This window comes from Nocardia abscessus, from assembly GCF_015477775.1.
Taxonomy (GTDB): domain Bacteria; phylum Actinomycetota; class Actinomycetes; order Mycobacteriales; family Mycobacteriaceae; genus Nocardia; species Nocardia abscessus_A.
Window position 1 is genome coordinate 213,537 of record NZ_JADLQO010000003.1, and the last position, 24,892, is coordinate 238,428.

24 protein-coding genes and 1 pseudogene are annotated in these 24,892 nt (G+C 69.7%); 7 read left to right on the forward strand and 18 right to left on the reverse strand.

What is annotated here, in order from left to right:
* Genes IU450_RS11620 through IU450_RS11630 form a run of 3 tightly spaced genes read right to left on the reverse strand, consistent with a single transcriptional unit; the run spans nucleotide 1 to nucleotide 3,127 of the window.
* Nucleotides 1–777: an enoyl-CoA hydratase-related protein gene (locus IU450_RS11620; RefSeq protein WP_195149784.1), complete on the reverse strand. Its 777-nt coding sequence runs from the start codon at nucleotides 775–777 to the stop codon at nucleotides 1–3.
* On the reverse strand, nucleotides 774–1,829 hold the full coding sequence (locus IU450_RS11625) for a phosphotransferase family protein (protein ID WP_195149785.1): 1,056 nt from the start codon (nucleotides 1,827–1,829) through the stop codon (nucleotides 774–776). The genes IU450_RS11620 and IU450_RS11625 overlap by 4 nt, the downstream gene beginning before the upstream one ends.
* Nucleotides 1,826–3,127 (reverse strand): acyl-CoA dehydrogenase family protein, encoded by a 1,302-nt coding sequence (locus IU450_RS11630; protein ID WP_195149786.1) that lies wholly within the window; start codon nucleotides 3,125–3,127, stop codon nucleotides 1,826–1,828. Before IU450_RS11630 ends, IU450_RS11625 begins: the two co-directional genes overlap by 4 nt.
* Nucleotides 3,128–3,254: 127 nt before the next feature.
* Between IU450_RS11630 and IU450_RS11635 the strand changes: the two genes are divergently transcribed.
* Nucleotides 3,255–3,911 (forward strand): TetR/AcrR family transcriptional regulator, encoded by a 657-nt coding sequence (locus IU450_RS11635; protein ID WP_324197632.1) that lies wholly within the window; start codon nucleotides 3,255–3,257, stop codon nucleotides 3,909–3,911.
* 195 nt (nucleotides 3,912–4,106) lie between these two features.
* On the opposite strand, the pseudogene IU450_RS39620 reads toward IU450_RS11635, so the two are convergent.
* The 4 genes and pseudogenes from IU450_RS39620 to IU450_RS11655 form a co-directional block, all read right to left on the reverse strand.
* Nucleotides 4,107–4,403: pseudogene (locus tag IU450_RS39620) on the reverse strand (SDR family NAD(P)-dependent oxidoreductase); the annotation flags it as partial.
* Nucleotides 4,400–4,723, reverse strand: a complete 324-nt coding sequence (locus tag IU450_RS11645) for a hypothetical protein (RefSeq protein ID WP_195149787.1) — start codon at nucleotides 4,721–4,723, stop codon at nucleotides 4,400–4,402. The gene IU450_RS11645 and the pseudogene IU450_RS39620, both read right to left, overlap by 4 nt.
* A 179-nt stretch (nucleotides 4,724–4,902) precedes the next feature.
* Nucleotides 4,903–6,132, reverse strand: a complete 1,230-nt coding sequence (locus IU450_RS11650) for an acyl-CoA dehydrogenase family protein (protein ID WP_195149788.1) — start codon at nucleotides 6,130–6,132, stop codon at nucleotides 4,903–4,905.
* A 34-nt stretch (nucleotides 6,133–6,166) separates the two neighbouring features.
* Nucleotides 6,167–7,318, reverse strand: coding sequence for an acyl-CoA dehydrogenase family protein (locus IU450_RS11655; protein WP_195149789.1), 1,152 nt, complete (start codon nucleotides 7,316–7,318; stop codon nucleotides 6,167–6,169).
* A gap of 142 nt (nucleotides 7,319–7,460) precedes the next feature.
* Between IU450_RS11655 and IU450_RS11660 the strand changes: the two genes are divergently transcribed.
* Both IU450_RS11660 and IU450_RS11665 read left to right on the forward strand, forming a co-directional pair.
* Nucleotides 7,461–8,762: a cytochrome P450 gene (locus tag IU450_RS11660; RefSeq protein ID WP_324197633.1), complete on the forward strand. Its 1,302-nt coding sequence runs from the start codon at nucleotides 7,461–7,463 to the stop codon at nucleotides 8,760–8,762.
* The gene (locus tag IU450_RS11665) at nucleotides 8,759–8,947 is read left to right on the forward strand and encodes a ferredoxin (RefSeq protein ID WP_195149791.1); all 189 of its coding nucleotides are present in this window, start codon (nucleotides 8,759–8,761) and stop codon (nucleotides 8,945–8,947) included. Before IU450_RS11660 ends, IU450_RS11665 begins: the two co-directional genes overlap by 4 nt.
* Nucleotides 8,948–9,376: 429 nt before the next feature.
* Here IU450_RS11665 and IU450_RS11670 read toward each other — a convergent pair whose 3' ends face one another.
* From IU450_RS11670 to IU450_RS11710, 9 genes are all read right to left on the reverse strand, one after another.
* The gene (locus IU450_RS11670) at nucleotides 9,377–10,183 is read right to left on the reverse strand and encodes an NAD(P)-dependent oxidoreductase (protein ID WP_195149792.1); all 807 of its coding nucleotides are present in this window, start codon (nucleotides 10,181–10,183) and stop codon (nucleotides 9,377–9,379) included.
* A gap of 13 nt (nucleotides 10,184–10,196) precedes the next feature.
* Nucleotides 10,197–11,015 carry an NAD(P)-dependent oxidoreductase gene (locus tag IU450_RS11675; RefSeq protein WP_195149793.1) on the reverse strand — a complete coding sequence of 273 codons (819 nt, stop codon included), beginning with the start codon at nucleotides 11,013–11,015 and terminating at the stop codon, nucleotides 10,197–10,199.
* Complete coding sequence (locus IU450_RS11680) at nucleotides 11,015–11,536, reverse strand: DoxX family protein (protein WP_195149794.1); 522 nt, start codon at nucleotides 11,534–11,536, stop codon at nucleotides 11,015–11,017. Before IU450_RS11680 ends, IU450_RS11675 begins: the two co-directional genes overlap by 1 nt.
* 4 nt (nucleotides 11,537–11,540) lie before the next feature.
* On the reverse strand, nucleotides 11,541–12,533 hold the full coding sequence (locus IU450_RS11685; RefSeq protein WP_324197634.1) for an alpha/beta hydrolase: 993 nt from the start codon (nucleotides 12,531–12,533) through the stop codon (nucleotides 11,541–11,543).
* The gene (locus IU450_RS11690; RefSeq protein WP_195149795.1) at nucleotides 12,526–14,217 is read right to left on the reverse strand and encodes a thiolase C-terminal domain-containing protein; all 1,692 of its coding nucleotides are present in this window, start codon (nucleotides 14,215–14,217) and stop codon (nucleotides 12,526–12,528) included. Before IU450_RS11690 ends, IU450_RS11685 begins: the two co-directional genes overlap by 8 nt.
* Before the next feature lie 98 nt (nucleotides 14,218–14,315).
* Nucleotides 14,316–15,668 carry a cytochrome P450 gene (locus IU450_RS11695; RefSeq protein ID WP_195149796.1) on the reverse strand — a complete coding sequence of 451 codons (1,353 nt, stop codon included), beginning with the start codon at nucleotides 15,666–15,668 and terminating at the stop codon, nucleotides 14,316–14,318.
* A gap of 11 nt (nucleotides 15,669–15,679) precedes the next feature.
* Complete coding sequence (locus IU450_RS11700; RefSeq protein ID WP_195149797.1) at nucleotides 15,680–15,874, reverse strand: ferredoxin; 195 nt, start codon at nucleotides 15,872–15,874, stop codon at nucleotides 15,680–15,682.
* 14 nt (nucleotides 15,875–15,888) lie between these two features.
* Nucleotides 15,889–16,749, reverse strand: coding sequence for a mycofactocin-coupled SDR family oxidoreductase (locus IU450_RS11705; protein WP_043691333.1), 861 nt, complete (start codon nucleotides 16,747–16,749; stop codon nucleotides 15,889–15,891).
* Nucleotides 16,750–16,816: 67 nt separating this feature from the next.
* Complete coding sequence (locus IU450_RS11710; protein ID WP_195149798.1) at nucleotides 16,817–17,524, reverse strand: SDR family NAD(P)-dependent oxidoreductase; 708 nt, start codon at nucleotides 17,522–17,524, stop codon at nucleotides 16,817–16,819.
* Nucleotides 17,525–17,822: 298 nt separating this feature from the next.
* Here IU450_RS11710 and IU450_RS11715 point away from each other — a divergent pair, with 298 nt between their 5' ends.
* The 4 genes from IU450_RS11715 to IU450_RS11730 all read left to right on the forward strand — a co-directional run bounded on the left by IU450_RS11715 (nucleotide 17,823) and on the right by IU450_RS11730 (nucleotide 22,927).
* Entirely contained in the window at nucleotides 17,823–19,289 is a 1,467-nt protein-coding gene (locus IU450_RS11715; protein WP_195149799.1) for an aldehyde dehydrogenase family protein, read from the forward strand.
* Nucleotides 19,290–19,365: 76 nt separating this feature from the next.
* Nucleotides 19,366–20,574 (forward strand): CaiB/BaiF CoA transferase family protein, encoded by a 1,209-nt coding sequence (locus IU450_RS11720; RefSeq protein ID WP_195149800.1) that lies wholly within the window; start codon nucleotides 19,366–19,368, stop codon nucleotides 20,572–20,574.
* A 20-nt stretch (nucleotides 20,575–20,594) separates the two neighbouring features.
* Nucleotides 20,595–21,773, forward strand: a complete 1,179-nt coding sequence (locus IU450_RS11725; RefSeq protein WP_195149801.1) for an OB-fold domain-containing protein — start codon at nucleotides 20,595–20,597, stop codon at nucleotides 21,771–21,773.
* A complete protein-coding gene (locus IU450_RS11730) occupies nucleotides 21,770–22,927 on the forward strand; it encodes a thiolase C-terminal domain-containing protein (protein ID WP_195149802.1) in 1,158 nt (385 codons plus the stop codon). Before IU450_RS11725 ends, IU450_RS11730 begins: the two co-directional genes overlap by 4 nt.
* 70 nt (nucleotides 22,928–22,997) lie before the next feature.
* On the opposite strand, the gene IU450_RS11735 is transcribed toward IU450_RS11730, so the two are convergent.
* Nucleotides 22,998–23,294 (reverse strand): DUF4286 family protein, encoded by a 297-nt coding sequence (locus tag IU450_RS11735; protein ID WP_195149803.1) that lies wholly within the window; start codon nucleotides 23,292–23,294, stop codon nucleotides 22,998–23,000.
* A 9-nt stretch (nucleotides 23,295–23,303) separates the two neighbouring features.
* Nucleotides 23,304–24,560, reverse strand: coding sequence for an amidohydrolase family protein (locus tag IU450_RS11740; protein WP_195149804.1), 1,257 nt, complete (start codon nucleotides 24,558–24,560; stop codon nucleotides 23,304–23,306).
* Between the last annotated feature and the right edge of the window lie 332 nt (nucleotides 24,561–24,892).

The following is a 24,892-nucleotide window of genomic DNA, read 5'->3' on the forward strand; positions in this document are numbered from 1 at the left end:
TCAGCGCCCCCGCCACACCGGTGGCCGCTTCTCCAGGAACGCCTGCGCGCCCTCCTTGGCGTCGGCGCTGGTGAAGACAGTCTCCTGCCAATGCCGCAGCCGTGCGCCCGCGCGGTCGGCATCGGTGGCGGCGAGCCGGACCAGCTCTTTGCAGGCGGCCAGGCCCAGCGGCGCGTTGGCGGCGATCCGCTCGGCGTAGTCCAGCGCCGTCGCCAGCACCTGATCCGGTGCGACCACCGCGTTGACCAAGCCGATCTCGTAGCCTCGGGTGGCGGTGATCGGTGCGCCGGTCAGGGTCAGCTCCAGTGCGATGTTCATCGGGATCCGGGAACCGACGAAAGTGCCACCGCCGCCGGGGAAGAAGCCGCGTCGCACCTCCGGGAAGGCGAACTGCGCGGACTCGGAGGCGATGATGAGATCGCTGCCCAGCAGCAGCTCGAGCCCGCCGCCGATCGCGGAACCGTTCGCCGCCCCGACCACCGGGACGGTGACCCCGCCGTGCGCGAGCCGGGTGTAGGCGGTGGTGGCGGGGTCCTCGTCGTCGAAGGTGGCACCGTCGGCGAAGGCGCGCATGTCCATGCCCGAGCAGAACGCGCGATCGCCGGAGCCGGTGAGCAGCAGGACGCGGATGGTGGGATCGGCTTCGGCCGCAAGCACCGCCGCGCCGATGCCCCGCATCATGGCCATGGTCAGCGCGTTTCGGGCGTCGGGCCGATTCAGCCGGATGACGGAGACCGCGCCGTGCCGTTCGATCCGGTACTCGTCGAGCTCGGTCATCCGCGGTACCCGCTCGTCTCGGCGAGTTCGGCGGCCGATCGCATGAGTTCGGTGACGATGGGCCCGAAGGATCGCAGCTTCGCGTCGTCGCCCGCGCGCTGGAAGCCTTGCTCGAGCACGATCGCGAGCTTCCACTTGGCCAACACCAGGTAGTAGTCGAGATCGTCGACCTGACGGCCGGACACCTCGGCGTAGCGCTCGACCAGGCGGGTGCGCGAAGGCATCCACCTCAGGTCCACGTACCCGGTGGTGGCCGCCTCGGCAGCGGAGGTGTCGGCGGGCCAATCCTGCACCATCCAGGCGAGATCCAGTTTCGGGTCGCCCACCGTACCCATTTCCCAGTCGACGATCGCCGCGAGCCGGGCAGGCGCTCCGTGGTGGTACATCACATTGGCGAACTGGTAGTCGCCGTGCATCACGCCGGGGACGAAATCCAGCGGCCGGTGTTGTCGTAACCACGCGGTGGCGACGTCCATGCCGTCCAGGTCGCGGCCCTTGACGCGCTCGAAGAAGCCGGTCCAGCGGTCCACTTGCCGGTCGTGGAATCCGTCGGGCCTGCCGAGATCGTGCAGGCCGCGGGCTCTCCAGTCGAGGGTGGACAGCAGTGCGATGCCTTCGGCGAGCTGATAGGCGAGGCCGGCGCGGACGGTGCGATCGGTGTCGAACGGTGCCGGCCACGCTTGCTGGTGCTGCATCGGCGACCAGCCGTCCACGAACCCCATGAGATAGAAGGTGCGACCGAGCACCGCTGGGTCGGTGCAGACCGCGATCGCGCGGGTGTGCGGAACCTCGGAGCCGTTGAGCGCCTCGATGATCCGCCATTCGCGCAGGATGCCCCGGTCCCGGTCGGCCGGTGCGGTCTTCGGCGGAATGCGCAGCACGCTGCGGTGCTCGCCGCGGCGGATCTGATAGATCTCGTTCTGGGTGCCGCCGGACAGCAGCCCGATCTCCAGGGGTTCCCGTGCGCCGGGCAGACCGGTCTCGTCCATCCAGGCGGCGAGCCGCGCGGTGTCGAGGGTGTGCGCGGCCACGGTCACGGTGTCGTCGGTCATCGGTTTCCTACTTCGTGTTCCAGGAATTCGGCGTACTTGGCCAGGGCGGACTCGCGGCGACGAGGAATCCACTCGGTGGGCCAGGCGTCGTCGGCCGGGTGGTGCTCGCGCAGTACCTGTTTCGCGACCGTGGTCTTGTGCACCTCGGTGGGACCGTCGGCCAGTCCGAGCACCGCGGCGCCGTGCACCATCCGGAACAGTGGCAGCTCGTTGGTCACGCCCAGCGCGCCGTGCACCTGCACGGCGCGCCAGGCGATGTCGTGCAGCACGGTGGGCATCACGACCTTCACCGCGGCGATGTCCTTGCGCACCTTTTTGTAGTCGTCGTACTTGTCGATCTCCCACGCGGTGTAGAGCACCAGCAGCCGGAACTGCTGCAGTTGCGCATAGGAATCGGCGATGTAGCCCTGCACGAACTGCTTGTCCGCGAGGCGGCTGCCCGCCGTCTCGCGGCTGAGCGCACGCTCGCACATCATGTCCAGCGCTTTGCGGGCCAGCCCGATGGTGCGCATGGCGTGGTGGATCCGGCCGCCGCCGAGCCGGGTCTGCGCGATGGCGAACGCCTGTCCCGCGCCGCCGAGCAGCGCGGAACCGGGCACCCGTACCTGGTCGTAGTGGATCAGCGCGTGCTGCCCCTCTCCTTCCGGTTCGCCGTAGAGGCCCACGTCGCGGACGATGTCGATCCCCGGAGTGTCGGCGGGCACCAGGAACATGGACATGCCCTGGTACGGACTGACGTCCGGGTCGGTGATCGCCATGACGATCAGAAACGAAGCCGTTCGGGCATTGGAGGAGAAGAACTTCCAGCCGTCGATGATCCAGTCGGCGCCGTCGCGCACCGCGCGGGTGCGGAATCGGGTCGGATCGGCGCCCGCGTGCGGTTCGGTCATCGAATAGCAGGAGAACAGTTCGCCCTCCAGCAGGGGCCGCAGATACCGCCGCTTCTGCTCGGCCGTCCCGTAATGCGCGATGATCTCGGCGTTTCCGGTATCCGGCGCCTGGCAGCCGAAGACGATCGGCGCCCAGGACGAGCGGCCCAGGATCTCGTTGAGCAGAGCGAGTTTCACCTGACCGTGGCCTTTGCCACCGAGCTCCGGGCCCAGATGGGTCGCCCACAGGCCCTGGGCGCGCACCTGCTCCTTGAGCGGAGCGATCGCCTTGCGCCTGCCGCCGTCCAGCGGCACGAACTGGCCGTGCGGCCAGACGAGGTCGAGTGGCTCGACTTCCTCGCGGACGAACTCGTCGGCCCAGTCCAGCTTCGCCTGGTACTCGGGCTCGGTCTCGAAATCCCACGCCATGACATCTCCTCTCCAATTGGAGAATAAACTTCTCTTAACTCAGAATGCAATTCTTGATTAATGCAACCAGAGGGTGCGGCAGCGCTGGAGATGGCTTTCTGCACAGCGGAAGCGGAAGGAGAACCGTGTGGTGGCAGTGGAGAACGTGACGGCGCAGTCGGCCGACGACGTGGCGACCAGGATCGCCCGGCGGACGTTGGCCAAGCGCGGTGCCGACTACGCCGCGGAGGTGCGCAAGCTGTTGGACGCCGCGCTGACGGTGATCAGCGCGGCCGGTACCGCCGGACGTCCACGGGTGGCCGATATCGTCGCCGCGGCCGGCCTGTCCAACGACGCCTTCTACCGGCACTTCCCGTCCAAGGACGCGCTGGTGGCCGCCCTGCTGGAGGACGGAGCCGAGCGGTTGACCGGCTACGTGGCCCACCAGATGGGCAAGGAAGCCGACCCGCGTGCGCGCGTCCGGCGCTGGGTGGCGGCGATTCTGGCGCAGGCCGGAGAGCAGACGGCGGCCGCGACGCTGGCTGTCCTGTGGAACGCCGCCGGGCCGGGTCTGGGGCCGGCGGCGGGACCGGGCGTGGTGGACAGCGCGCTTGCCGCGCTGCTACGCGACACGCTCGCGGAATTGGGCAGCGCCGCACCGGACTCCGATGCGGCGTTGATCACCCACGCCACGGTCGGCACTCTGGCCGAGCGGTTGCGGCAGCGCAGCGAGCCCTCGCCGGACGACGTCGAGCGCATCACCGCCTTCTGCCTGCGCGCTCTGACCCCGGCGGGCCCGGGGTGAGGCGCCTACGCGTCGTCGCGCAGCAGCCGCAGCGGCGCGTGATCGGCCCACCCCTCCTGCGGCCAGTTGAACCATCCCGCCGAAGCCGAGGTCCCGCCGTCGGGGTGCAGAGTCGATCCCGTGAGGTAGGACGAGAGCCGTGAGGCAGCGCGTCCCAGCCTTGGCCGTCGTCTCGGTGAACGGGGCGCGGAACGTGCCGCCGACCACGTTGACGAGGATGTCCAACCGGCCCCACAGCGCGTCCACCGTGTCGAACAGCGCGGCGAGGACCCGCGGGTCACGGGCGTCGCCGACCTCCACCAGTGCTTCGTGACCCTGCTCGTCGAGCGTGCGCCGCAGCGCGCGGGCCGCCTCCGCATCGAGGTCGAGCACCGCTGGGCGCACCCCGTTCGCGGCCAGATCCGCGACGATCGCTTGCCCGAGACCTCCGGCGCCGCCGGTGACGACCGCGACGGTGCCGTCCAATCCCGCCTGTTGCTCGAACCACGTCATCGCGGCGACCGCTCGAGATACGTCTCGCCGAACGCGGCGAGGAAATCGAGCGTGGCCCGACGATCGCCCGTGCGGCCGGACACCACGATCCAATCCACTCCGGCTTGGGCCAGTTCCGCCAGCGCCGCCCGGTGGCGCTCGGCGTCGACGGTGGGAGTGGTGATGCCAGGGAGGTTGTAGGAGTACACGAGGTCGATGTGCCCCGCTCGCCCGGCCGCCGCGGCGCCGGTCCGGATCTCGGTGATCTTGCGGGCCAGTTCCGCCGCCGACCCCAGTTCGGGGGTCCTGGCGGTGGCGCTCAGTTCCGCGCCGCCCGTCATCGGGATCCAGCCCTGCGCGTGTTCGGTGACGCGACGGCGGCTGAGGCGGGGAGTTGTCGCTTGGTCGCGGCGGCGGCGATTTCCGGCAGTGGGCCCGCGTCGAGCAGATCACCGTCGTACCCTGCGGTTTCCGGATCGTGGAAGATGAAACGCATTGTCTGCCTGTCGATTCGCGCCGGTCAGCGGCCGTGCTTGACTTGGTTGAACGGGACGTCGCGATCGGCGGCGAACTCGCGGGGCATGCCGAGCACGCGCTCGCTGATGACATTGCGTGCCATCTCGGTGCTGCCGCCCGCCAGGCTCCACGCGGACCGGAACAGGTACTCGAGACCTACCTCGGCCGTGTCGGCCGCGTCCCCCGGGCTGTGGGTAGCCGCGGTGGAACCGGCGATACGGACGGCCATGTCCGTTTGCAGCCACGCGTTCTCCGCGCTGAGCAGCCGGGGGATGGCGCCGGCCGAGGGCGGCAGATCACCGTTGGCGATCGCCCGCGAGATGTGCGCGATGAGCTGGTCGCGCACCACGTTCATGGCCCGCGCCTCGCCGATGTCCTCCCGGGTGCGCGGGTCGTGCCATTGCCCCGTGGCGCGGGCCAGCCGAATCAACCGGTCGGCCTCGCCGCCCAGATGCGGGCGGGCGCCACTGGTGTAGGGCGAGGTGCCGCCCAGCGCGGCCCGCTCGTGGTGCAGCAGCCGGGACGCGGCGTCCCACCCGCCGTCCACCTGACCGAGCACCGCCTCCTCCGGCAGCGCGACGTCGTCGAAGAACTCCTGGCAGAACTCGGTGGAGCCGGTCACCTGCTTGATCCGCTGCACGGTGACGCCTTCGGCGCGCACCGGCACCAGGAACATGGTGAGCCCGCGATGCTTGGTGACCTCCCAGTTGGTGCGAGCCAGGCACAGGCCGTAGTCGGCGGCGTACGCGCCGGAACTCCAGATCTTGGACCCGTTGAGCATCCAGCGGTCGCCGTCGCGTTCGGCGCGGGTGGTGAGCCCGGCCAGATCCGATCCGCCGCGCGGCTCGGACAGGAACTGCGCCAGGATCTCCTCGCCGCGCAGCACGGCGGGCAGGTGGACGCGTTTCTGCTCTTCGGTGCCGAGATCGAGCAGGCTCGCCGCGCAGATGGCCAATGTCGGCACGTTCAGCAGCAGCGGCATCTCGTAGGGGAGTGATTCCTCGGTGAACGCACGCTGGTGGGCGGGGGTGAGGCCGAGCCCGCCGTACTCCGTGGGGAAGCAGATCCCGGCGAATCCGCCCTCGTGGAGGGTCCGTTGCAGTTGCCGGGCGCGCTCCCATGCCTCCTCGGTGTCGGACTTGTGGTCCGCGGCGGAAGCGGGCCCCAGGTTGTCCCGCAACCAGGTCCGCGCACGGGCGCGGAAGTCCTCGACAGGCTCCAGATCTGTGGTCATTGCGACGGTGCCTTCCAGTTGGGTTCGATCGGGCTCACGCGGCCGCGGTGTCGAGCAGGTCGGTGATGTGGCGCCGGTGTTCTTCGGGAGTGCCGTACAGGGCACGGCCCAGGGTGATCCGGCGCAGATACAGGTGCAGGTCGTGTTCCCAGGTGACGCCGATGCCGCCGTGCAACTGCACGCAGTCCTGGGCGATCACCGGGGCTTTCGCTCCCACATAGGATTTCGCGATGCTGATCGCCTCGCCCGCACCGGCCGGGTCGTCGTCCCACGCTGCCGCGGCGGCGGTGGCGGTGGCTCGACAGGCTTCCAGCCAGGTCTTGTTGTCGGCCATCCGGTGCTTGAGCGCTTGGTAGGAGGCCAGCTGCCGCCCGAAGGTGTAGCGGTCGAACAGCCAGGTCAGCGTCGCGGCGAGGGCGGTGTCGGCGGCTCCGGCCATCTCCGCGGCGGTGAGTGCGGCCGCCGCCTGCGCCTGTGCGCGTATCGCGTCCGCGGCGTCGTCGCCGACGTGCACCACCGCGTCCGCGGACACCGCGACGTCCTCGAACGACACCCGTGCGGTACGGCGGACCAGATCCAGCGTCCACGTGGGGGTGATCGTCACGCCCGGGGCATCGGCGCGCACCAGCAGCTGCACCGGGCCGTCCGGGCTCTGGGCGGTCACCAGGTACAGGTCGGCCTGATCGCCCGCCTCCACGCGGTCTTTCACGCCGTTGACCCGGTAGCCGTCGCCGTCGCGTTCGGCGCGGGTGCGCGGTTCCGTGGCGTCGGCGTCGGGGGCGAGTGCCTCGAAGCCGCGGCCCGGTTCGTACACCGCCCACGTCACGATCGTCTCGCCCGTGCAGACGGCGGCGACGAGGTCGGCGAGACGATCCGCTTCCGCGGCGAGCCCGGCGAGGACGGCATTGGTCGTGACGAACGGGCCGGGTGCGCAGGCGCGCCCCAGTTCCTCGGCCACGAGGGCGAGTTCGGTCATCGCCCTTCCGGAGACCGTTCCGCCGCCGAGTTTCTCGGGAACCAGCATGGCCGTCCACCCCAGTTCCGCCCCGCGCCGCCACCAGTTCCGGTCGAATCCGGTCCCGGACTCGCTGAGGGCGCGCACGGTGCCCACCGGGACGGTGGCCGCGAGGAAATCGCGAGTGGTCGACTGGAAAAACCGCTGATCCGAGGTGGTGTCGAGGGGCATGATTCCGGTCCTTCGGTTGACGCGCAGCGCGGGATATGGAAATCTCATACTCACAGATGAGAGGCATATTCTCAATCACGGAAGTCAACTGGCGATGTCCGCCGAAAAGCGAGGCAGGCCGGGGTGTCGAAGGGACCGTCGAGTGGTGAACAACTTCCAGGAGCTGGACTTCTTCCTCGGGCAGGAGCTGGTCGCCGATCCGTACCCGTACTTCGACGCGCTGCGCGAGCAGTGCCCGGTGACGCGCGAGAAGCATCACGACGTGATGATGGTGACCGGCTACGACGAGGCGCTCGAGGTCTACAACGATGTCGAACGGTTCTCCTCCTGTGTCTCCGTCACCGGTCCGTTCCCCGGTTTCCCGGTTCCGCTGGAGGCGGGGTCCGACGTCGACGCGCTGATCGCCGAGCACCGGGACAAGCTGCCGATGAGCGATCAGCTGCCGACCCTGGACCCGCCGGTGCACACCGATCACCGCGCCTTGCTGATGCGGCTGATCACCCCGAAACGCCTCAAGGAGAACGAGCAGGCGATGTGGGCGATCGCCGACCGGATGCTCGACCAGTACCTGGCCAAGGGCAAGGGGGACTGCATGCGCGAATTCGCGGGCCCCTTCACGCTGTATGTGATCGCCGATCTGCTGGGTGTCCCCGAGGGCGACCAGGAGGAGTTCCTTCAAGCGCTGCAACGTGATCCGCACCGCGAGGGCGCCAGCGTCGGCAGCACCGCGGGGGAGAACATGTCGCACAACCCCATCGAATTCCTCTACGCCAAGTTCTCCGACTACGTCGAGGACCGCAGAACGAACCCGCGTAGCGACGTGCTCACCAGCATGGCCACCGCGACCTTCCCGGACGGCCGCGAGCCCGAGGTGCTCGATGTGGTGCGGGTGGCGGCGAACCTCTTCTCGGCGGGGCAGGAGACCACTGTCCGGCTGCTCAGTTCCGCGCTCAAGATCTTGGCCGAGCGCCCGGACATCCAGCGGTACCTGCGCGAGGACCGCAGCCGCATCCAGAACTTCATCGAGGAGTGCCTCCGGATGGAGAGCCCGGTGAAGGGCGACTTCCGGCTGGCCAAGGTGTCCACTACCGTCGGCGGGACCGAGGTGCCCGTGGGCACGGTCCTGATGGTGGTCAACGGCGCCGCGAACCGGGACCCGCGCCGCTTCGAGGATCCGACCACCTTCGCGGCCGGACGCTCGAACGCGCGCTCGCACCTGGCTTTCGGGCGCGGCGTGCACACCTGCCCCGGTGCGCCGCTCGCGCGTGCCGAAGCGCGGGTCGCCATCGAGCGGTTGCTCGAGCGCACCACCGACTTCCGCATCGATGAGAGCGTGCACGGCCCGGAGGGCGCCCGCGACTACCGCTATCTGCCGACATTCATCCTGCGCGGACTCACCGCGCTGCACTTGGAGTTCGATGTCGCCGAGGGCGGGGCCCGATGAAGGTCACCGTCGACGCGGATCGCTGCCGGGGCCACGGCGTCTGTCTCGGCCTGTGCCCGGACGTGTTCTCCTTGACCGACGACGGTTACGCCGAAACCACCGTCGCCGAAGTGCCCGCACACCTCGAGGCACAGGTGCGCGAAGCAGTGCAGTCCTGCCCCGAGCGCGCCATAGTCGTCGAGTGAGTGCGGCGGCGAGCACGCTGAGGTGACACACCGCACGAACCCGGCGACGTCCGCGCGGGTCACGGCGGACAGCGACGACAGGGCTTCGACGCGAGCACCGAGATCGTGTTCTTCCCCGCCGCCTACGCCCGAACGGCCACCACGCGGATCCAGGACGCCGTGGTGCTCGTCACCGCACGCGTCGACATCCGCGACCGCCGCGGGACCCTGAACTCGGTAGGCCGGTTGCCCCGCTGGGTGCGGTGCGACCGGCCTACGAAAGTCGATTGTCCCGGCGACCGTCTACGCCACAGAGCGCTTCGGCCCTGCCGCCCTGCCGTCACCCGGATGCAAGTCGTCCGCCGCGGCAAGACGGATCTGGCGCCGCTGCCGCTGGTCTTCTCGATGTCCGGGGTGCCGGAATTCGCGCGCCGTACCGTGGAGCGCCGCTCAGCCCCGGCCGGCGGCGGGCACGCCCGCGTCGATGGCGGCGTCCAATATCCCCAGGTCACCGCCTAATTCGGTGACCAACGCGCGCGCTACCGCCACATCTTTGCGGAGGAACTCGCCCACCGAGGCGCGAAACACCTCGACGGCTCCCTTCGCCGCGACGCCGGTGACGGCACGGCCGCTACTGCTCGCGTGCGGCAGTGCGGCGAGCAGGGTGGCCTCGTCCACCTCCAGTTGGCCACCCAGCCGGATCGCGTCGGCGACCAGGCCGATCTGCGCCGCGAACAATGCGTTGTTGACCAGCTTGACCCGCTGCCCGGCACCCAGCGGACCCACATGCAGAACGGGATCGGCATACGCCCGCACCACCGCTCGCGCGCGACCCACCGCGTCTTCGGCCCCGCCGAGGAAGACGGTGAGTTCGCCCGCGGCGATGCTGTGCGGTCCGCCGCTCACCGGCGCGTCCACGACACCGACGCCAGAGGGCGCCGCGGCGGCGATGTCGGCCACCGTCGTGGGGCTTCCCGTGGTGTGCACGATCAGCACGGCATCGTGTGGCAGATCGCGCAGCAGGGGTCCGTCGAGGCACACCTCGCGTACCTGGTCATCGGTGAATACGCACACCACAACCGCTTCCGCGCCGCGGGCGGCCGCGGTGACGGATCCGACCGGCTCGGCTCCGGTCTCGGCGAGCGCCGCACGCGCCTCGGCGGAGCGCCCGACCGCTCGAACGCTGTGCCCGGCCCACACCAGGCGCCGGATCATCGGGCGGCCCATCCGCCCGGCTCCCACGAATCCGATTCGCACGCGAGTTCTCCTGTCAGCGCTGCCGGTTCATCAGCGCGAGCGTCGCGTCGGCGGCGCCGAGCACGATTCCCGGGGCGATCCCCGCCGCGTCGGCCAAGTCGGCCACCAGTCCGACGTCCTTGCGGAGCAGATCGCCCGCGTGTGCGGCCAGCCGATCCAATGTGCCGCCCCCGGAGACGATCCGGCCCAGCGCGAAACTGTTCGCGGTGCCGTGCGAGATCACTTCGCCGAGCCGATCCGGGCTGATACCGAGCCCTCTGCCCAGGGCCAGGGTGCTGGCGGCGGTGGCGAGATTCGCGGTGAACAACAGGTTGTTCAGCAGTTTGGCGGCCTGCCCGGAGCCGACATCGCCGAGATGGACGATCGGGTCCGCGTAGGTCGCGAACACCGGGCGGCTGCGCTCGACGGCCTCGCTCGCGCCGCCGGCCATGACCAGCAGCCTGCCTTCCGCGGCGGCGGGCCCGCCGCCGCTGACCGGTGCGTCGATCACCGTGACCTGCTGGGCCGCGGCCGATTTCGCCAGCTCCCGGCAGGTGTCCGGGTGCACGGTGGAGTGCACGGCGATGATCGACCCGGGTGCGAGTCCGGCCAAGACGCCGTGGTCCCCGGTGACCACCTCGCGCACGTCGGCGTCGGCGACCACGCACAGGCAGACCAGGTCGCTGCGTGCGGCCAGGGCGGCGGGCGATGCGGCCGTCACCGCGGCGGTGTCGGCGAACGGCTCCAGCGAAGCGGGGCGGCGTGCCCACAAAGTGGTGGGGTAGCCGCCCTCGACGATGCGGCGCGCCATCGGCGCGCCCTGACTGCCCAGACCGATGAACCCGACGCGCATCAGCGCACCTCCTCGGTAGTGGTTTCCGGCGCGGGGGCGGGCCGGTAGAAGACGGCCAGCAGTCCCGCCGTGGCCGGCACGGCCACACCGAGCGCGAGTCCGCCACCGGCCCAGCCGGTGATCTCGATATCCGCCGCGTGGTCCAGCGACAGCCACCCCGGCCCGAGCAGACCCAGTGCCAGCGCGACGACGGCCAGCACGAGTACGTACTCGTAGCCTTCCTCGAAGACGAAGAATCCGTTCGCGCGGTGCGCCAGCAATCCGGCGACGAGCATGACCGACACGACCGCCGCGGCGGCCAGCGGGGTGAGCAGGCCGAGCACCAGCAGTGCGCCCGCGCCGATCTCGGTGATCACGCTCAGCCAGGCCTGCAGTACTCCGTTGCGCAGTCCCAACCCGCTGAACCAGCGCGCCGTCCCGGGAATCCGGCCGCCGCCGATCCAGTGATTGACGCCGTGCGCGATCATGGTGACTCCCACGACCAGCCGCAACAGCAGCAGTGCGACATCGGTGACCTCCATGGCCTCACCTTCCTGGCCGCGCGTGCGCGCCGCCGTCGAATTGCATTGCGGGACCGGTGAACTCACCGGTCGTCCGAGCGACGAGGCACTCTTCGGCGAAGCTGAGCACCTTCAGGTGGTACGCCGCCGCCGTGTGGCCGGAGCTGACGTTGTGCCCGGTGTTGGGTTGCAGATTGAGCACCACCCGCGGCGCCGCGCGGAACAGTTCGCCGATGCGCGTCAGTTCCTCGATGTCGTTGCGCCACACCGTCTCGTGATCGCCCGCGCTGAAGCGCACCGGGATCCGCACCCGCGCGGCCAGGCGCGGAAAGTCCTGATCGGCCCAGTTGGCGATGGTGGCGGCTTCCAGCCGGGGCCCCGGTACGGCGATGGACGCTCCGCCCACGAGTTCGGGTGGATACAGCCGCCGCGGCCGCCACAGCAGGCCACCGAGCCCGGCGGGCCGGGCACCCTCCGGACGCGGGCCCCACAGCACTTCCTGGGCTTCGGGATGGTGCGTGCGGCCGGTGCCCGCCAGCTCCAGGCCGAGCAGGCCGCGGCCGCGCTCGTCGGCGGCCATGCGCAGCGCGAGTTCACATCCCGCCGAATGCGCCAGCAGGAAGACGCCCGCACCGCGCGGCCGGTCGTCGAGGTGGGCTTCGACGGCCCCGTACATCAGATCGACACGCCGCCGTGGTGGCACGAGATGGTCGGCGAACGGACCCGAAGCGCCGTAACCGGGCCGGTCCAGCGCCAGCACGGTGTAACCGAGGCGCTGCCCCGTCCGCAGCAGCGAGAGCTCGGGATGCCCGGGGCAGTCGAAGTACGCCGAGGTGGTGGCGCCGCCGTGCAGGGCGACCAGCACCGCGCGGGGCGCGGGCGCCTCGGCCAGCAGCCCCGACACGGGAATGCCGTCGACCTCGGCCACCACGGGGAGCGGTCCGGCGTTGCCGAGGGGGCCGAGGTCGGATTCGGTGAGTGTCATGGCGTGCCCGTCGATGTCGCCGCGATCAGGCATCGGCGCGCAGCAGCATCGCCCCGCCGGGCGTGAGCCCGCCGCTCGAGACGACCGCGACCCGGGCGTCGTCGACCTGCCGCTCTCCGCCCGCGCCGCGCAGCTGCACCACCGCCTCGTGCAGCAGGCCCATGCCGTGGGTGCGGCCGTGGGAGAGCTGGCCGCCGTGCGTATTCACCGGGATGGTGCCGTCGCGGGCGATGTTCTTGCCTCCGTCGAGGAAATCCTTGGCCTCGCCGATGCCGCAGAAGCCGAGCGCCTCGATCCAGGACAGGCAGTTGAAGCTGAACCCGTCGTACAGTTCGGCGACGTCGACATCCTCGGGGCGCAGCGTGGTGCGCGTCCACAGGTGCGCGGCCGGGCCGAGCACCTGTGGTTCGTGGGTGAGCGTGCTCTGGTCCCACTCGACGCGCTCGATGATCTGCGTGCCGACCGCCTCCACCAGCACCGGCGCGCTGGGCAGATCGCGTGCGGCGTCGATCGCCGAGACGATCACCGCCACCGCGCCGTCGCAGGGCACGTCGCAGTCGTAGAGCCCGAACGGGGTGGTGATGGGCCGCGCGGAGAGGTAGTCGTCCATGGTCATCGGGTCGCGGTAGACCGCGGTCGGCTCGAGTTCGGCGTTGGCGCGCTGGTTGAGCGCGATCCAGCCCAGCGTCTCGCGCGTGGTGCCGTAGCGGTGGAAGTGACGCTGCGCGTTCTGGGCGAGCGTGTGGGCGGCGGAGATCGCGCCGAACGGCGTCAGCCAGCTCGTGGTGCGGCCACCGGAGGACGGGATCCGTCCCGTCTTCGCCAGCTCGTTGAAGGTGGATTCCCAGACGGTGCGGAAGCACAGGACGTGCCGGGCCAGCCCGACCGCCACCGCGGTCATCGCCGCGACCACCGACCCGCCAGGCCCGAAGGTCTCGATACCGCCGTTGTGCCAGCTGGGGTGCAGGCCGAGCGCGGCTTCCAGCGCGGTCACCCCGCCCTCGCCGAAGCCGCCGAGATTGCCGCCGCCGGGATAGGACGCCAGGCCGTCGATGTCGTCGAGCGTCAGGCCCGCGTCGGCGACCGCGCGCTCACACGCCTCGATCGTCAGCTCCAGCGGCGGCACCATGAGCCTGCGCCCGATCCGGGACATCCCGATTCCGGTGAGCGCGACCTTCTCCTCGAACTTCTCCTGCCGCAGCATCGGCCGCACATGTTCGGCGAAACGCTCCGGCTCGATCTCGTCCACCGGCAGCGGTGCGGGCTCGGCTTGCTCGGCGGCGGGCCGGAACAGCGGCAACCAGACGTCGGCGTCGCGCAGGAAGACCACCTCCACCCGCATGCCCAGGGCGAGGTCGCCGGGATCGGCGTCGATGATGTTCGTGGTCAACCGGACTCGCGTGTCCTCGACCAGCGCCACCTGCGCCACCACGTACGGCGGTCGCAGGCCGGGCACGGCGAAGCGATGGTTCACCGTGAAGCTCGCCAGCGTGGCCGCGCCGGAGACCTCCCGCACACCGAGATCGTGCCCGCGGCAGTACCGGCACACCGGCTGCGGCGGATGGATGAGCGCGGTGCAGGATCGGCACTCCTGGATGCGCAGCTTGCCGTCGGCCCCCGAGGTCCAGAAGAACTCGGTGTCCAGGCCGAGCAGCGGCAGCGGCCGGCCCGACGGCTCGGCCGTCGTCGCAGGGGTCTTCTCCTCCGCGTCTGCCACAGCGCCTCCTCGTAGTCGTCGCAGCCGATAGCCGCGTGTGTCCGGCGTCGGCCACACACGGCGGATCTTCCGGTTCCGTTGTTCCCGACCGCTTCCGGTCAGATCTGTGCCGTGCCTTTGTGCACGGTCACCGGCTCGGCGAGCCGCTGCTCGTCGCAGACCTTCTGCAGCTTCTCCAGGGTCTCGTCGAGTCCGGGACCGAGCCTGGGACCCGGGGTGAACTCGGTGGGCAGGTGCCGCATGCCCTGGATGACCGCGATCGTGTCGTAGTGCACGGTCTCCTCCGGGATGCAACGGAAGTCCGGCATCCGGTCCAGCACCGCCACCAGCATCCGCTTGAACACCGTGCGGGCCACATTGGAACCGATGCAGCGATGGATGCCGAGACCGAAGCTGTAGTGCCGGTTGCCTTTCCGATCCAGGATCAGTTCCTCCGGATTGTCGAACACCGCCGGGTCGCGGTTGGCCATCGCCCAGGACAACCAGACCCGATCACCTTCTTTGAAGGAGGCTCCCGCCACCTCGCAGTCCTGGGCGATGGTGCGCGCGTCGCCCGGAGCCGGGGTGTAGTAGCGCAGGAACTCCTCGGTGGCCGAGTCCAGCAGCAGATCCCGTTCCCGGCTGAGCGTTTCGCGCTCGCCCGGATGCTCGGACAACCATTCGAGGGCGTGCGCGGTGAGCGCCGTGGTGGTGTCGAAACCGCCGCCGATGAGCAGGCTGAGCATGCCCAGGATCTCCATGTCCGGCAGCGGCTCCCCGTTGACCGGCGCGGAGGCGACCGCGTGGATGAGGCCGGGACGGGGATTCTCCCGGATCTCGGCGAGGTTGGTCAGCAGGTCCAGACCCATCGTGCGGTGCATCTCCGCGATGCGCGGGTAGTCCGGCGAGTCCGGCGGCGTGTACACCGCGGCGTGCACCGGCTCGTTGTAGATGGTCCACTTCCGCAACGGGATGCCCAGCATCCCGAGGGTCAGCACGGCGGGAACGACATTGGCCAGATCGTCGACGAAATCGATACGGCCGCTTTCGATCTTCTCGTCCAGGGCGGCGCGAACCACTTCGTCGACGAACGGAATCCAGCGTTTGACGGCGGCGGGGGAGAGGTACGGGTTGAGCGCGGAGCGCAGTTCCCGGTGCTCGGGCTCGTCCATCTCCAGGATGCCGCCCCGGATGCCACGCGCCCGGGGCGGTGGCGGAATGGAGATTCCCTTGTAGCCCTTCCGAACGCCTTGCGGGTCGTGATCGTTGGAGACGTGCGGGCAGCGCGCGAGTTCGAACACCTCCTTGTTGCCCGCCGCCACCCAGTGACCGTCGTAGGTGTCGGTCCAGGCGAGCGGGCACTCGCTCTGCATCTCCTCGGTGATCGACTGGAAATTCTCCCGGTATTCCGCTGCGTACCGGTCGAAATGGAACCGAGGCTGCTTGCGATCGGTGACGTTTTCCGCGGTCATGGCGCTTCCCCCTACTCGGCGATCGAGATCGCGCGTTCCGGGCAGGAGTGGACGGCCTCGCGTACCTGATCCTGCTGATCCGCCGGAATCGATTCGCCGACCGCGGAGGAGTGGCCGTCGATCTCGCTGAGTTCGAATGATTGCGGGGCGATCATCGCGCACAGCGTGTGCCCTTGGCAGCGCTGCTGATCGACTCGGACCTTCACGGTGTTTCTTCCTCTCAGATGTGGTAGTCGTACCACTTCAGGTAGCCGCCCGCGTCGACGCGCAACTGCGTGCCGGTGATGTAGCGCGCCTCGTCGGAGGCCAGGAACAGCACGGCGTCGCTGATGTCCTCGGGCTCGACGTAAGGGGTCGGCATGGCCTGCTGCACATGGAAGGCGGGTTCGGCGTCCGCGCGGGTGGGATGTTCCAGATCCGGGCGGAAGGATCGGTACATCGGCTCGCTCTGCAGCATCGGGGTGTTGCAGTTGGTGGGGTGGATGACGTTGGCTCGGATGTTCTGCGGCGCGATGTGCAGGGCGAGCGCGTGCACGTACTGCGCCAGGCCGCGTTTGGCGACCACGTAGGCGATGCCGCCGGGATCCTTGCCCGGCTGGTCCACTTTCGAGACGTCCATCAACGCGGCCACCGACCCGGTGGCGATGATCGAACCGCCCGCGCCCAGATGCGGCAGCGCGACCTGGATGGTGTTGATCACGCCGACCAGGTTGGTATCGATGACGTCGGACCAGGCCTGCCACTGCGGCGTGCCCTTCATGCCCGCGATGCCGGCTTGGGCGATCACGATGTCCAGCCGCCCGAACTCCGCGACGCCGCGTTCCAGCACGGCGCGCAATTGCCCGGCCTCGCGCACGTCGGCCGGTTCGGCGACGATCCGGCGACCGGTTTTCTCGACCAGCCGCGCGGTCTCGTCCAGGTCTTCCTGGCGCGACAGCGCGTACCCGATCGTGTCGATGTCGCGGCAGATGTCCACCGCGATGATGTCGGCACCTTCCTGCGCCAGCCGTACCGCATGACTGCGGCCTTGGCCACGAGCGGCTCCGGTGACGAAGGCGACCTTGCCCTCAACGCGTCCCACGGGCCTTCCTTTCGATCTTGCTCTCTTCGGGCTGCACCCGTCCCGCACGCTCGGTGCGCGACGGGTCTCAGGTGTTGCGTCCGCCGTTGACGCCGAGGATCTGGCCGGTGATGTAGCCGGCCTCCTCGGAGATGAGGAACGCGCAGGCGGCCGCTATGTCCTCGGGTGTGCCGACCCGGCGGACCGGAGTCCGCTGGATGTGGTCCTCGACGGTGCCGCCGAGCCGACGAGCCTCCTCGTTCTTGCGCAGCATCGGGGTGTCGATGAACCCGGGCGGCACCGCGTTCACGGTGATGCCGGACGGGCCCAGTTCCAGCGCCAGCGCTTTGGTCAGGCCGTTGACCGCCGACTTGGCCGAGACATAGTGCGTCATGAACGGCTGGCCCGAATGCGTGCTCGAGGAGGAGATGTTGACGATGCGCCCCCAGCCCGCCGCCAGCATGTCCGGCAGGACCGCTTGGACGCAGTGGAAGACGCCGTTGAGGTTGACATCGATCACTCGCTGCCATTCCTCGAACGAGATGTTCTGGAAGCGTTTGAAGCCGTCGACGCCCGCGGCGTTCACCAGCACGGTGACCGGGCCGAGCTTGCCGCGGATGGCGGTCAGCGCCTCGGCGATCTGCTCCGGTTCGGTGACGTCGGCGCGGTAGGCGAAGTCGTCGTCGGCGGGCGAATCGAGGTCGAGCGAGGCGACATGGAAACCGTTGCTGCGCAACCGCCGTGCGATCCCCAGCCCGATTCCGGACGCGCCTCCGGTGACCACTGCCGTCTTCACGCGCGCGACCCCTCTCCGGTGCTCGAGCCGCCCGGCGCCCGGCGCTCACGCGGCTCGGTCGAGGTCGGGTTGCGTGTTGTGTCGACCACAAGAATCTCCCTTCCGAATGTGAGAACCGTACTCTCGTTCTGATCGGGCGCGCAAGTGTCGCGCTCCCGACCGGCGGAGTCCGGCCTCGCGGGCCCGCGGCGTCGTGTGGCGAGGCCGCAGGTTGGCGATAGTGGCTGCATTTCGGTACCGCGAGTGTTAAATTCTCGGATATAGAGAATGTTATTTCCACATCCGGCGAGGAGACAGGATGTCAACGCAGGAACAAGCGGTAGCGGTGGCGCGGCGGCTGCTGATCGACGGACAGCTGGTCGAGACAGGGCGCACGCTCGCATCGCTCGATCCCGCCACCGGTGCGGTGTACGGCCACGCGCCGGAAGCCGGTGTGGCGGAGGTGGACGCGGCCGTCGCGGCGGCGCGGCGGGCGTTCGACACCACCGATTGGGCGACGAATCACGAGTTCCGGGCGCACTGCCTGAATCAGCTGTACCAAGCGCTGCGCGACAACGTGGAGGAACTGCGCGAGCTGACCATCGCGGAGGTCGGCGCGACGCGCACGCTCACCCACGGCAACCAGCTCGAGGTCCCGTTCGAGATCGTGCGCTACTACGCCGGACTGCTGGCGGACTACGCCTGGAGCGAGGACCTCGGCGTGGTCGAGCTCCGCGGCCAGCGGCACCGGCGCTGGGTGGAGCTGGAAGCCGCGGGCGTGGTGGCCGCCATCGCGGCCTACAACTACCCGCATCAGCTGGCGCTGGCCAAGCTCGCGCCATCGCTCGCCGCCGGATGCACCATCGTGCTCAAAGGCGCCCCCGACACTCCGCTGGCCACTTTGGCGCTGGGGGAGATCATCGCGCGGCACACCGACATCCCGGCCGGCGTGGTGAACGTCCTGGCTTCCTCCGATGTCGAGGTCGGCAAGCGGATGACCACCCACCCGGACGTCGACGTGGTGACCTTCACTGGGTCCACGCCGGTGGGCCGCCAGATCATGGCCGCCGCCAGCGGCACGCTCAAACGGGTGTTCCTCGAGCTGGGCGGCAAGTCCGCGATGATCCTGCTCGACGACGCCGACTACACCAAAGCCGCTCTGTTCGCGGCGTTCAGCGTGGTCACCCATGCCGGGCAGGGTTGCGCGCTGACCACCCGGGTGCTGGTGCCGCGGCAGGACCACGACAAGGTCGCCGAGCTGATCGCGGGCAATTTCGCCCACGTCACCCACGGCGACCCCAGCGATCCCAAGACCTATATGGGCCCGCTGATCAGTGAACGCCAGCGCGAGAAGGTGCACGGCATGGTGCAGCGCGCGGTGGCGGCGGGCGCCACCCTCGTCACCGGCGGCGAGAAGCTGGACCCGGGCTACTTCTACAAGCCGACCCTGCTGGCGAATGTCGACCCGGACAGCGAGATCGCGCAGGAGGAGGTGTTCGGGCCGGTGCTGACGCTCATTCCCTACACCGACGAGGAAGAGGCGGTCGGCATCGCGAACAACTCCATCTACGGCCTGTCCGGAGCGGTGTTCAGCGCCGACTCGGAACGGGCGAAGGCGGTCGCGCGCCGCGTCCGCACCGGCACCCTCAGCATCAACGGCGGCAACTACTTCCATCCCGACGCGCCGTTCGGCGGATACAAGCAGTCGGGCATCGGCCGGGAGATGGGCCGCGTCGGGCTGGAGGAATTCCTGGAGCGCAAGACGCTCGCGGAGGTGGTCGCGTGAGCCGGCGTCGGCGAGTGAATCGAGGACCCAGCGCGCACTCGCGCGCGACGGGGACGAGCACGGGCGAGGTGGAGTCGTGAGCAAGCCGCTGGAGGGCATCCGCGTGCTCGAAGTCGCGATGTACGGGTTCGTCCCGTCGGCGGGCGCCGTGCTCTCCGACTGGGGCGCCGACGTCGTCAAGGTCGAGCACGCCGTCACCGGTGACCCGCAGCGCGGCCTGCGGCAGGTCGGGGTGTTCAAGATCGAAGGCGACCCGAATCCCAATGTCGAGCACGCCAATCGGGGCAAGCGCAGCATCGGCGTCGACATGTCGGTGGCCGAGGGCCGCGAGGTGATCTACGACCTGGCCCGCCGTGCCGACGTGTTCCTGACCAGCTTCCTGCCGCAGGCGCGCACCAAGTTCGGCATCGACGTGGACGACATCCGCGCGGTGAACCCGGACATCGTCTACGCGCGGGGTAGCGCGCTGGGACCGCGCGGTGTCGAATCCGACCGTGGCGGCTACGACATGACCGCGTTCTGGTGCCGCGGTGGCATCGCGGCCACCATCACCCCGCCCGGCATCGAGGGCATGATCCAGCCGCCCGGCCCGGCGTTCGGCGACACCATCTCCGGCACGAATCTCGCCGGCGGGATCGCCGCCGCGCTGCTGAAACGGGAACGGACAGGGCAACCTTCGGTGGTCGACGTCTCGCTGCTCGGCAGTGGGCTGTGGGCGATGGGCCACACCGTCGCGTTGTCGGCCAGCCAGGACAAACCGCTGGTGGCGCCGGTACCGGGCGCCCATGGCGCGCCGACCAATCCGCTCTCGGGCCTCTACGCCACCGCCGACGACCGCTATCTGTCGTTCGTGATGCTGCAGCCCGCCAAGTTCTGGGCGGACGTCTGCCGCCACATCGACCGGCCGGAGTTGGCCGACGATCCGCGTTTCGCCGACGCCGGGCAGATCGCCGCGCACACCGCTGATGCGGTGCAGATCCTGCGCGAGGTGATCAAGGGACGCACCCTGGCGGAGTGGACCGAGCGCTTCGCCACCCTGGCCGGACCGTGGGCTCCGGTGCAGGACTCGTGGCAGGTGACGCAGGACGCGCAGATCAGGGCGAACGAATATCTGTTGCCCGCGGGCGAATTGGAGCTGGTGTCGAGCCCTGTGCAGTTCGACGTCGGCGCACCGGAACTGCGGCCAGGGCCCGAATTCGCCGCCCAGACCGAGGAGGTCCTGCTCGAACTCGGCCTGGATTGGGATCGCATCATCGCGCTGAAGGCCGCGGGCGCGGTCGCCTGAGCGTGGGAAAAGAGGGACCGATGCCGTACGTCGCATCGCTGGGCACGTATCTGCCCTGCTGGGGTAGCCAGCGCAGCCGGATCCCCGGTGACGACGAAGACGCCGTCACCCAGGCGGTGGAGGCGGGGCGTTGCGCTGTCGCCTCCGGCGAGCCGGTGGAACGCGTGGTGCTGGTCAGCCGGGACCTGCCGCTGGTGGAGGGCAGCAACGCCGCGGTGCTGCTGGCCGGTCTCGGCCTGGATCCCGAACTCGAGGTCATCGAACGGCTCGGCGGCGCACCGGCGGCGCTGGACGCTCTGAGCTCGGCCCGCCCGCGCACCTTGGTGATCGGTGTCGACCTCGAACCGGCGGGTGCGGCGGCGGCTTGGGTCGGCGACCGCGACGGCTTGCAGGTGCGCACCGCGGCGCGGGTCACGCGCAGCCTGCCGGTGCGCACCCGCAACGCGCTCGGCGCGGTGCACGACTACGGCGATCCCCGGCTGCTGCACGAACGGGGGTTGGTCGCCTCGCTCTCGGCGGCTTGGCTGGACACCCCGGTCGCGGTGGCAGGCGTCGATCACAAGCAGGCCGCGGCGCTGTGCCTGGTCACGCCGCCGCAGCTGCCGACGCTGGGCGCCAGCGCAGGGCTTTTCGCACTCGCCGCGATGGCCGACTGGGGCAGGGTCGGGTTGCTGGTCGGCGTGGAGCAGGCCAACCTGTCCGGGATCATGGTGGTCCCGGGCGCGGCACGGGTGCGGCGCAACGAACCGCCCGCGCGAGCGCTTCCGGACGTCGTCTCCCTGCCCGGCGCGGACCTGCCGATCTCCCTGGCCGCCTACGAGCGCGCGTTCGAGGCCAAGGTCCGCTGGGAGGCGGGCAGGCACGGCGACAGCGCGGAGCTGGACTTCCCGCCCCGCTACCGGGTGGGCCCGGACGGCACCCTCAGCACCGCTTACACCCTGGTGCCGCTGCCGCGCACCGGCAGCGTCTACGCCGAGACCACCGTGCGGATCCCGGTGCCGGGTCTGAAGAGTCCGTACTCGCTGGTGATCGTGGAACTCGACGACGTCGGGGTCCGCGCGCTGGCCAAGGTCACCGGCGCCGACCCGGGCACGGTGGCCATCGGCGACCGCGGGCGCATGGTGCTGCGCCGGGTGGCGGTGCGCTCCGGCGTGCCCGATTACGGATACGCGTTCGAACCGGAACCGGAGGCGGCATGAGGAAAGTGGCCATTGTCGGCGCGGGGATGACACCCTTCGCCGAACATTTCGCACTCGGCATCCAGGACCTGCTGCTCATGGCGTTCGCCGACTGCGCGGCCTCGGTCGACAAGGGCCTGCGCACCACCGACCTGCAGGCCGCCTGGTTCGGCGCGATGGGCGCCACCGGCGGTTTCCCGGCCGGGGCGCTGGCCGACGCGCTGGATCTACCCGACCTGCCCGTGACGCACATCGACAACTCCTGTGCCACCGGCAACGACGCGGTCCGCAACGCGCTGTTCGCCATCTCCTCCGGCGCGGTCGACGTCGCGCTCGTGATCGGTGCGGACAAGCTGCGCGAGACGGCGCAGAAGGACCTGCTGCGCGAGTGGGAGACGCTGACCAGGGACAACGCCTGGGACTACCAGCTCGGCCTGTTCGCCCCCGCCGGTTTCGCGTTGCACGTCAACCGCTATCTGTACGAGTCGTCGGCGACGCGGGAGCACCTGGCGATGGTGGCGGTGAAGAACCATCGGCACGGCGCACGCAACCCCAAGGCGCGGTTACGGTTCGAGATCACGCTGGAGCAGGCGCTGGCCGCGCCGATCGTGGCCGACCCGTTCGGCGCATACGACTGTGTCCCGCAGAGCGACGGGGCGGCGGCCCTGGTGCTCGCCGCCGAGGACGTGGTGGACCGCTACACCGACAGCCCGGTGTGGGTCCGCGGCGTCGGTCTCGGCTTGGATTCGGTGATGCACCAGCACAAGCGGGACATGACCACCTTTCCCGCGACGGTGCGCGCGGCGCGCGCGGCGTTCGCGATGGCGGGGCTGGGCCCGGCCGACGTCGATGTCGCCGAGGTGCACGATTTCTTCACCGGCATCGAGCTGATCAGTTACGAGGACCTCGGTTTCGCCGAGCGCTTCGAGGCGCACAAGCTGGTCGAGGCCGGGGCCACAGCGGTCGGGGGCGTGCTGCCGGTCAATCCCAGTGGCGGGCTGAAGACGAAGGGGCATCCACCGGGTGCGACCGGCGTCGCGCAGTGCGTGGAGCTGTTCGAACAGCTGCGCGGACATGCGGTCAACCAGGTGGATGGCGCGCGAATCGGGTTGGCGCACAACCTCGGCGGTCCGACGGCGGTGTCGGCGGTGACGATTCTCGAAGGGCCGCACTGAGGCGTGCCCCGGCAGCGGACAGCCCCGGTGCCCGACGGTCTCGGCCGTTGCGCACCGGGGCTGTCGTCGCTCAGATCGGTTCCCAGACGGTGATCCTGGTGCGGGCCGGGTCGGCGGCCGGGGTGACCGCCATGCGTCCGTCGGCGGCCCGCTCGCCGAGTTCCGCGAGCACGGTGCGGACGTCGCCGTCGATGTCGTACACCGCGAGGTAGCGTGCCTCGCCTTCGCCGCCACGGATCAATCGGTGGCGGGTGCACGACAGGACGCCGGGAACGGCGAGCATCTCGGGGATGTGCGTCCCGGCGTACCACTCGTTGTATTCGGCGTCCATTCCGTCACGCGGAGTGGAGAAGATCAGCAGCCGCACTCCGGCGCCTCAGCTCGCGCGCTGGGCGTAGGCAGCCGCGTATTCCTTGCGCGACCTGGTCGAGGTGTCGACGTCGGTCGCGTTGGCCCGCAGCGCACCCACGGTCGCCTGCTCCTTCGGGATGTGCGCGAACGGGTCCCAGTTGAAGTGGCGGGTGGCGTTCGCCCAGGTGATCTTGTGGATGTCGGTGTCGTCGGCGCCTGCGGCCTGCAGTTCCCCGAGCACGAACTCCGGGGCATCGGGCCAGATCGAGTCCGAGTGCGGGTAGTCGCATTCCCACGCGATGTTGTCGATGCCGATGTCGTGGCGGAACTTCAGCGCGGTCTTGTCGGTGACGTAGCAGGCGAGCACGTGCTCGCGGAACACCTCGCTGGGCAGCTTGCCGCCGAAGTCGCGGCGCAGCCAGCGCTGATTGGTGTAGTGCCGGTCGGAGCGGTCCAGGAAGAACGGGATCCAGCCGACGCCGCCTTCGGACAGCGCGATCTTCAGTTTCGGGTAGGTGCGGAACGCGGGGCCCCACAACAGATCCTGGGCCGCGATCAGCGAGATGCTCGGCGCCAGCACCATCAAGTTGTCGATGGGCGCGTCCTGCGCCAGCCGCAGCACGCCGAAGCCTTGGCCGATATGCAGGTTCATCACCGTGTCGTTGTCCGACAGGGCCTGGAAGACCGGCGCCCAGTAATCGAGATCGTGGTAGCTGGGCAAGCCGTCGATGTGCGGCAGCTCCGGCATGGTCACCGAGTGGCAGCCCCTGGCGGCCAGCCGCTCGATCTCGGCGACCGCCAGCGCCGGGTCCCACATCGGCAGGATCCCGATCGGAATGAAGCGGCCCGGGTAGGCGCCTGCCCAGTCCTCGATGTGCCAGTCGTTGTACGCCGAGATCATCGCGACGGTGATCTCGTCCTGGCCGCCGCGGCTGAGGTGGCCCGCGCTGAAGCCGGTGAACGTGGGGAAGCACATGGAGGCGAGGACGCCGTTGGCGTCCATGTCGCGGACGCGGTCGTGCACGTCGTAGACCGCGGGCCGCATCTCGGCGTATCCGGCCGGGTCCTTGCCCCATTCCTCGGCGGGCCAGGTGACGACGGCGTTGAGACCGGCCACGCCGGTGGGCCGGTCGCGGTATACCCACCGGTCGATGCCGTTGTCGTCGACAACGACCTTCGGTGCGAGATCGGCCCACTTCTTCGGAACGTGGCCGTCGAACATGTCGAGCGGCTCGACCACATGGTCGTCGATGCTCACCAGGATCATGTCGTCGATGTTCACGTGACTCCTCGCTGTTCGTACGCTGCGCCGGGGGTGCGCCCCGGCGATCCGAGACGGTAAATCTTCAATGAAGAGAATGGCGCTCTCGTAGCTGTAATAGACGATACACCCATGATTGGGGCCTGGTCGACACTCCGTCGGTACAGCCGCGCTCGGTCTCCGCCCGGCGCATGCCTTGCCGCGGCCGTCACTTCCTTCTCGCAAATGAAGAATTCAATTTCCGCTGAATCGGCCGCGGACCGCAATCGCAGCAAGCTCCGAATGAATGACAATCGGACCCCGAGCGGAACTGGACGGGCATACCGAATTCCGGCTCCCCCCATCGGAATGGC

What these genes read in the sequence shown, in the direction of transcription:
- IU450_RS11620 (WP_195149784.1), bottom strand. Translation starts at nt 777, where the DNA reads ATGACCGAGCTCGACGAGTACCGGATCGAACGGCACGGCGCGGTCTCC.
- IU450_RS11625 (WP_195149785.1), bottom strand. Translation starts at nt 1,829, where the DNA reads ATGACCGACGACACCGTGACCGTGGCCGCGCACACCCTCGACACCGCG.
- IU450_RS11630 (WP_195149786.1), bottom strand. Translation starts at nt 3,127, where the DNA reads ATGGCGTGGGATTTCGAGACCGAGCCCGAGTACCAGGCGAAGCTGGAC.
- IU450_RS11645 (WP_195149787.1), bottom strand. Translation starts at nt 4,723, where the DNA reads ATGACGGGCGGCGCGGAACTGAGCGCCACCGCCAGGACCCCCGAACTG.
- IU450_RS11650 (WP_195149788.1), bottom strand. Translation starts at nt 6,132, where the DNA reads ATGACCACAGATCTGGAGCCTGTCGAGGACTTCCGCGCCCGTGCGCGG.
- IU450_RS11655 (WP_195149789.1), bottom strand. Translation starts at nt 7,318, where the DNA reads ATGCCCCTCGACACCACCTCGGATCAGCGGTTTTTCCAGTCGACCACT.
- IU450_RS11665 (WP_195149791.1), top strand. Translation starts at nt 8,759, where the DNA reads ATGAAGGTCACCGTCGACGCGGATCGCTGCCGGGGCCACGGCGTCTGT.
- IU450_RS11675 (WP_195149793.1), bottom strand. Translation starts at nt 11,015, where the DNA reads ATGCGCGTCGGGTTCATCGGTCTGGGCAGTCAGGGCGCGCCGATGGCG.
- IU450_RS11680 (WP_195149794.1), bottom strand. Translation starts at nt 11,536, where the DNA reads ATGGAGGTCACCGATGTCGCACTGCTGCTGTTGCGGCTGGTCGTGGGA.
- IU450_RS11685 (WP_324197634.1), bottom strand. Translation starts at nt 12,533, where the DNA reads ATGCCTGATCGCGGCGACATCGACGGGCACGCCATGACACTCACCGAA.
- IU450_RS11695 (WP_195149796.1), bottom strand. Translation starts at nt 15,668, where the DNA reads ATGACCGCGGAAAACGTCACCGATCGCAAGCAGCCTCGGTTCCATTTC.
- IU450_RS11715 (WP_195149799.1), top strand. Translation starts at nt 17,823, where the DNA reads ATGTCAACGCAGGAACAAGCGGTAGCGGTGGCGCGGCGGCTGCTGATC.
- IU450_RS11725 (WP_195149801.1), top strand. Translation starts at nt 20,595, where the DNA reads ATGCCGTACGTCGCATCGCTGGGCACGTATCTGCCCTGCTGGGGTAGC.
- IU450_RS11730 (WP_195149802.1), top strand. Translation starts at nt 21,770, where the DNA reads ATGAGGAAAGTGGCCATTGTCGGCGCGGGGATGACACCCTTCGCCGAA.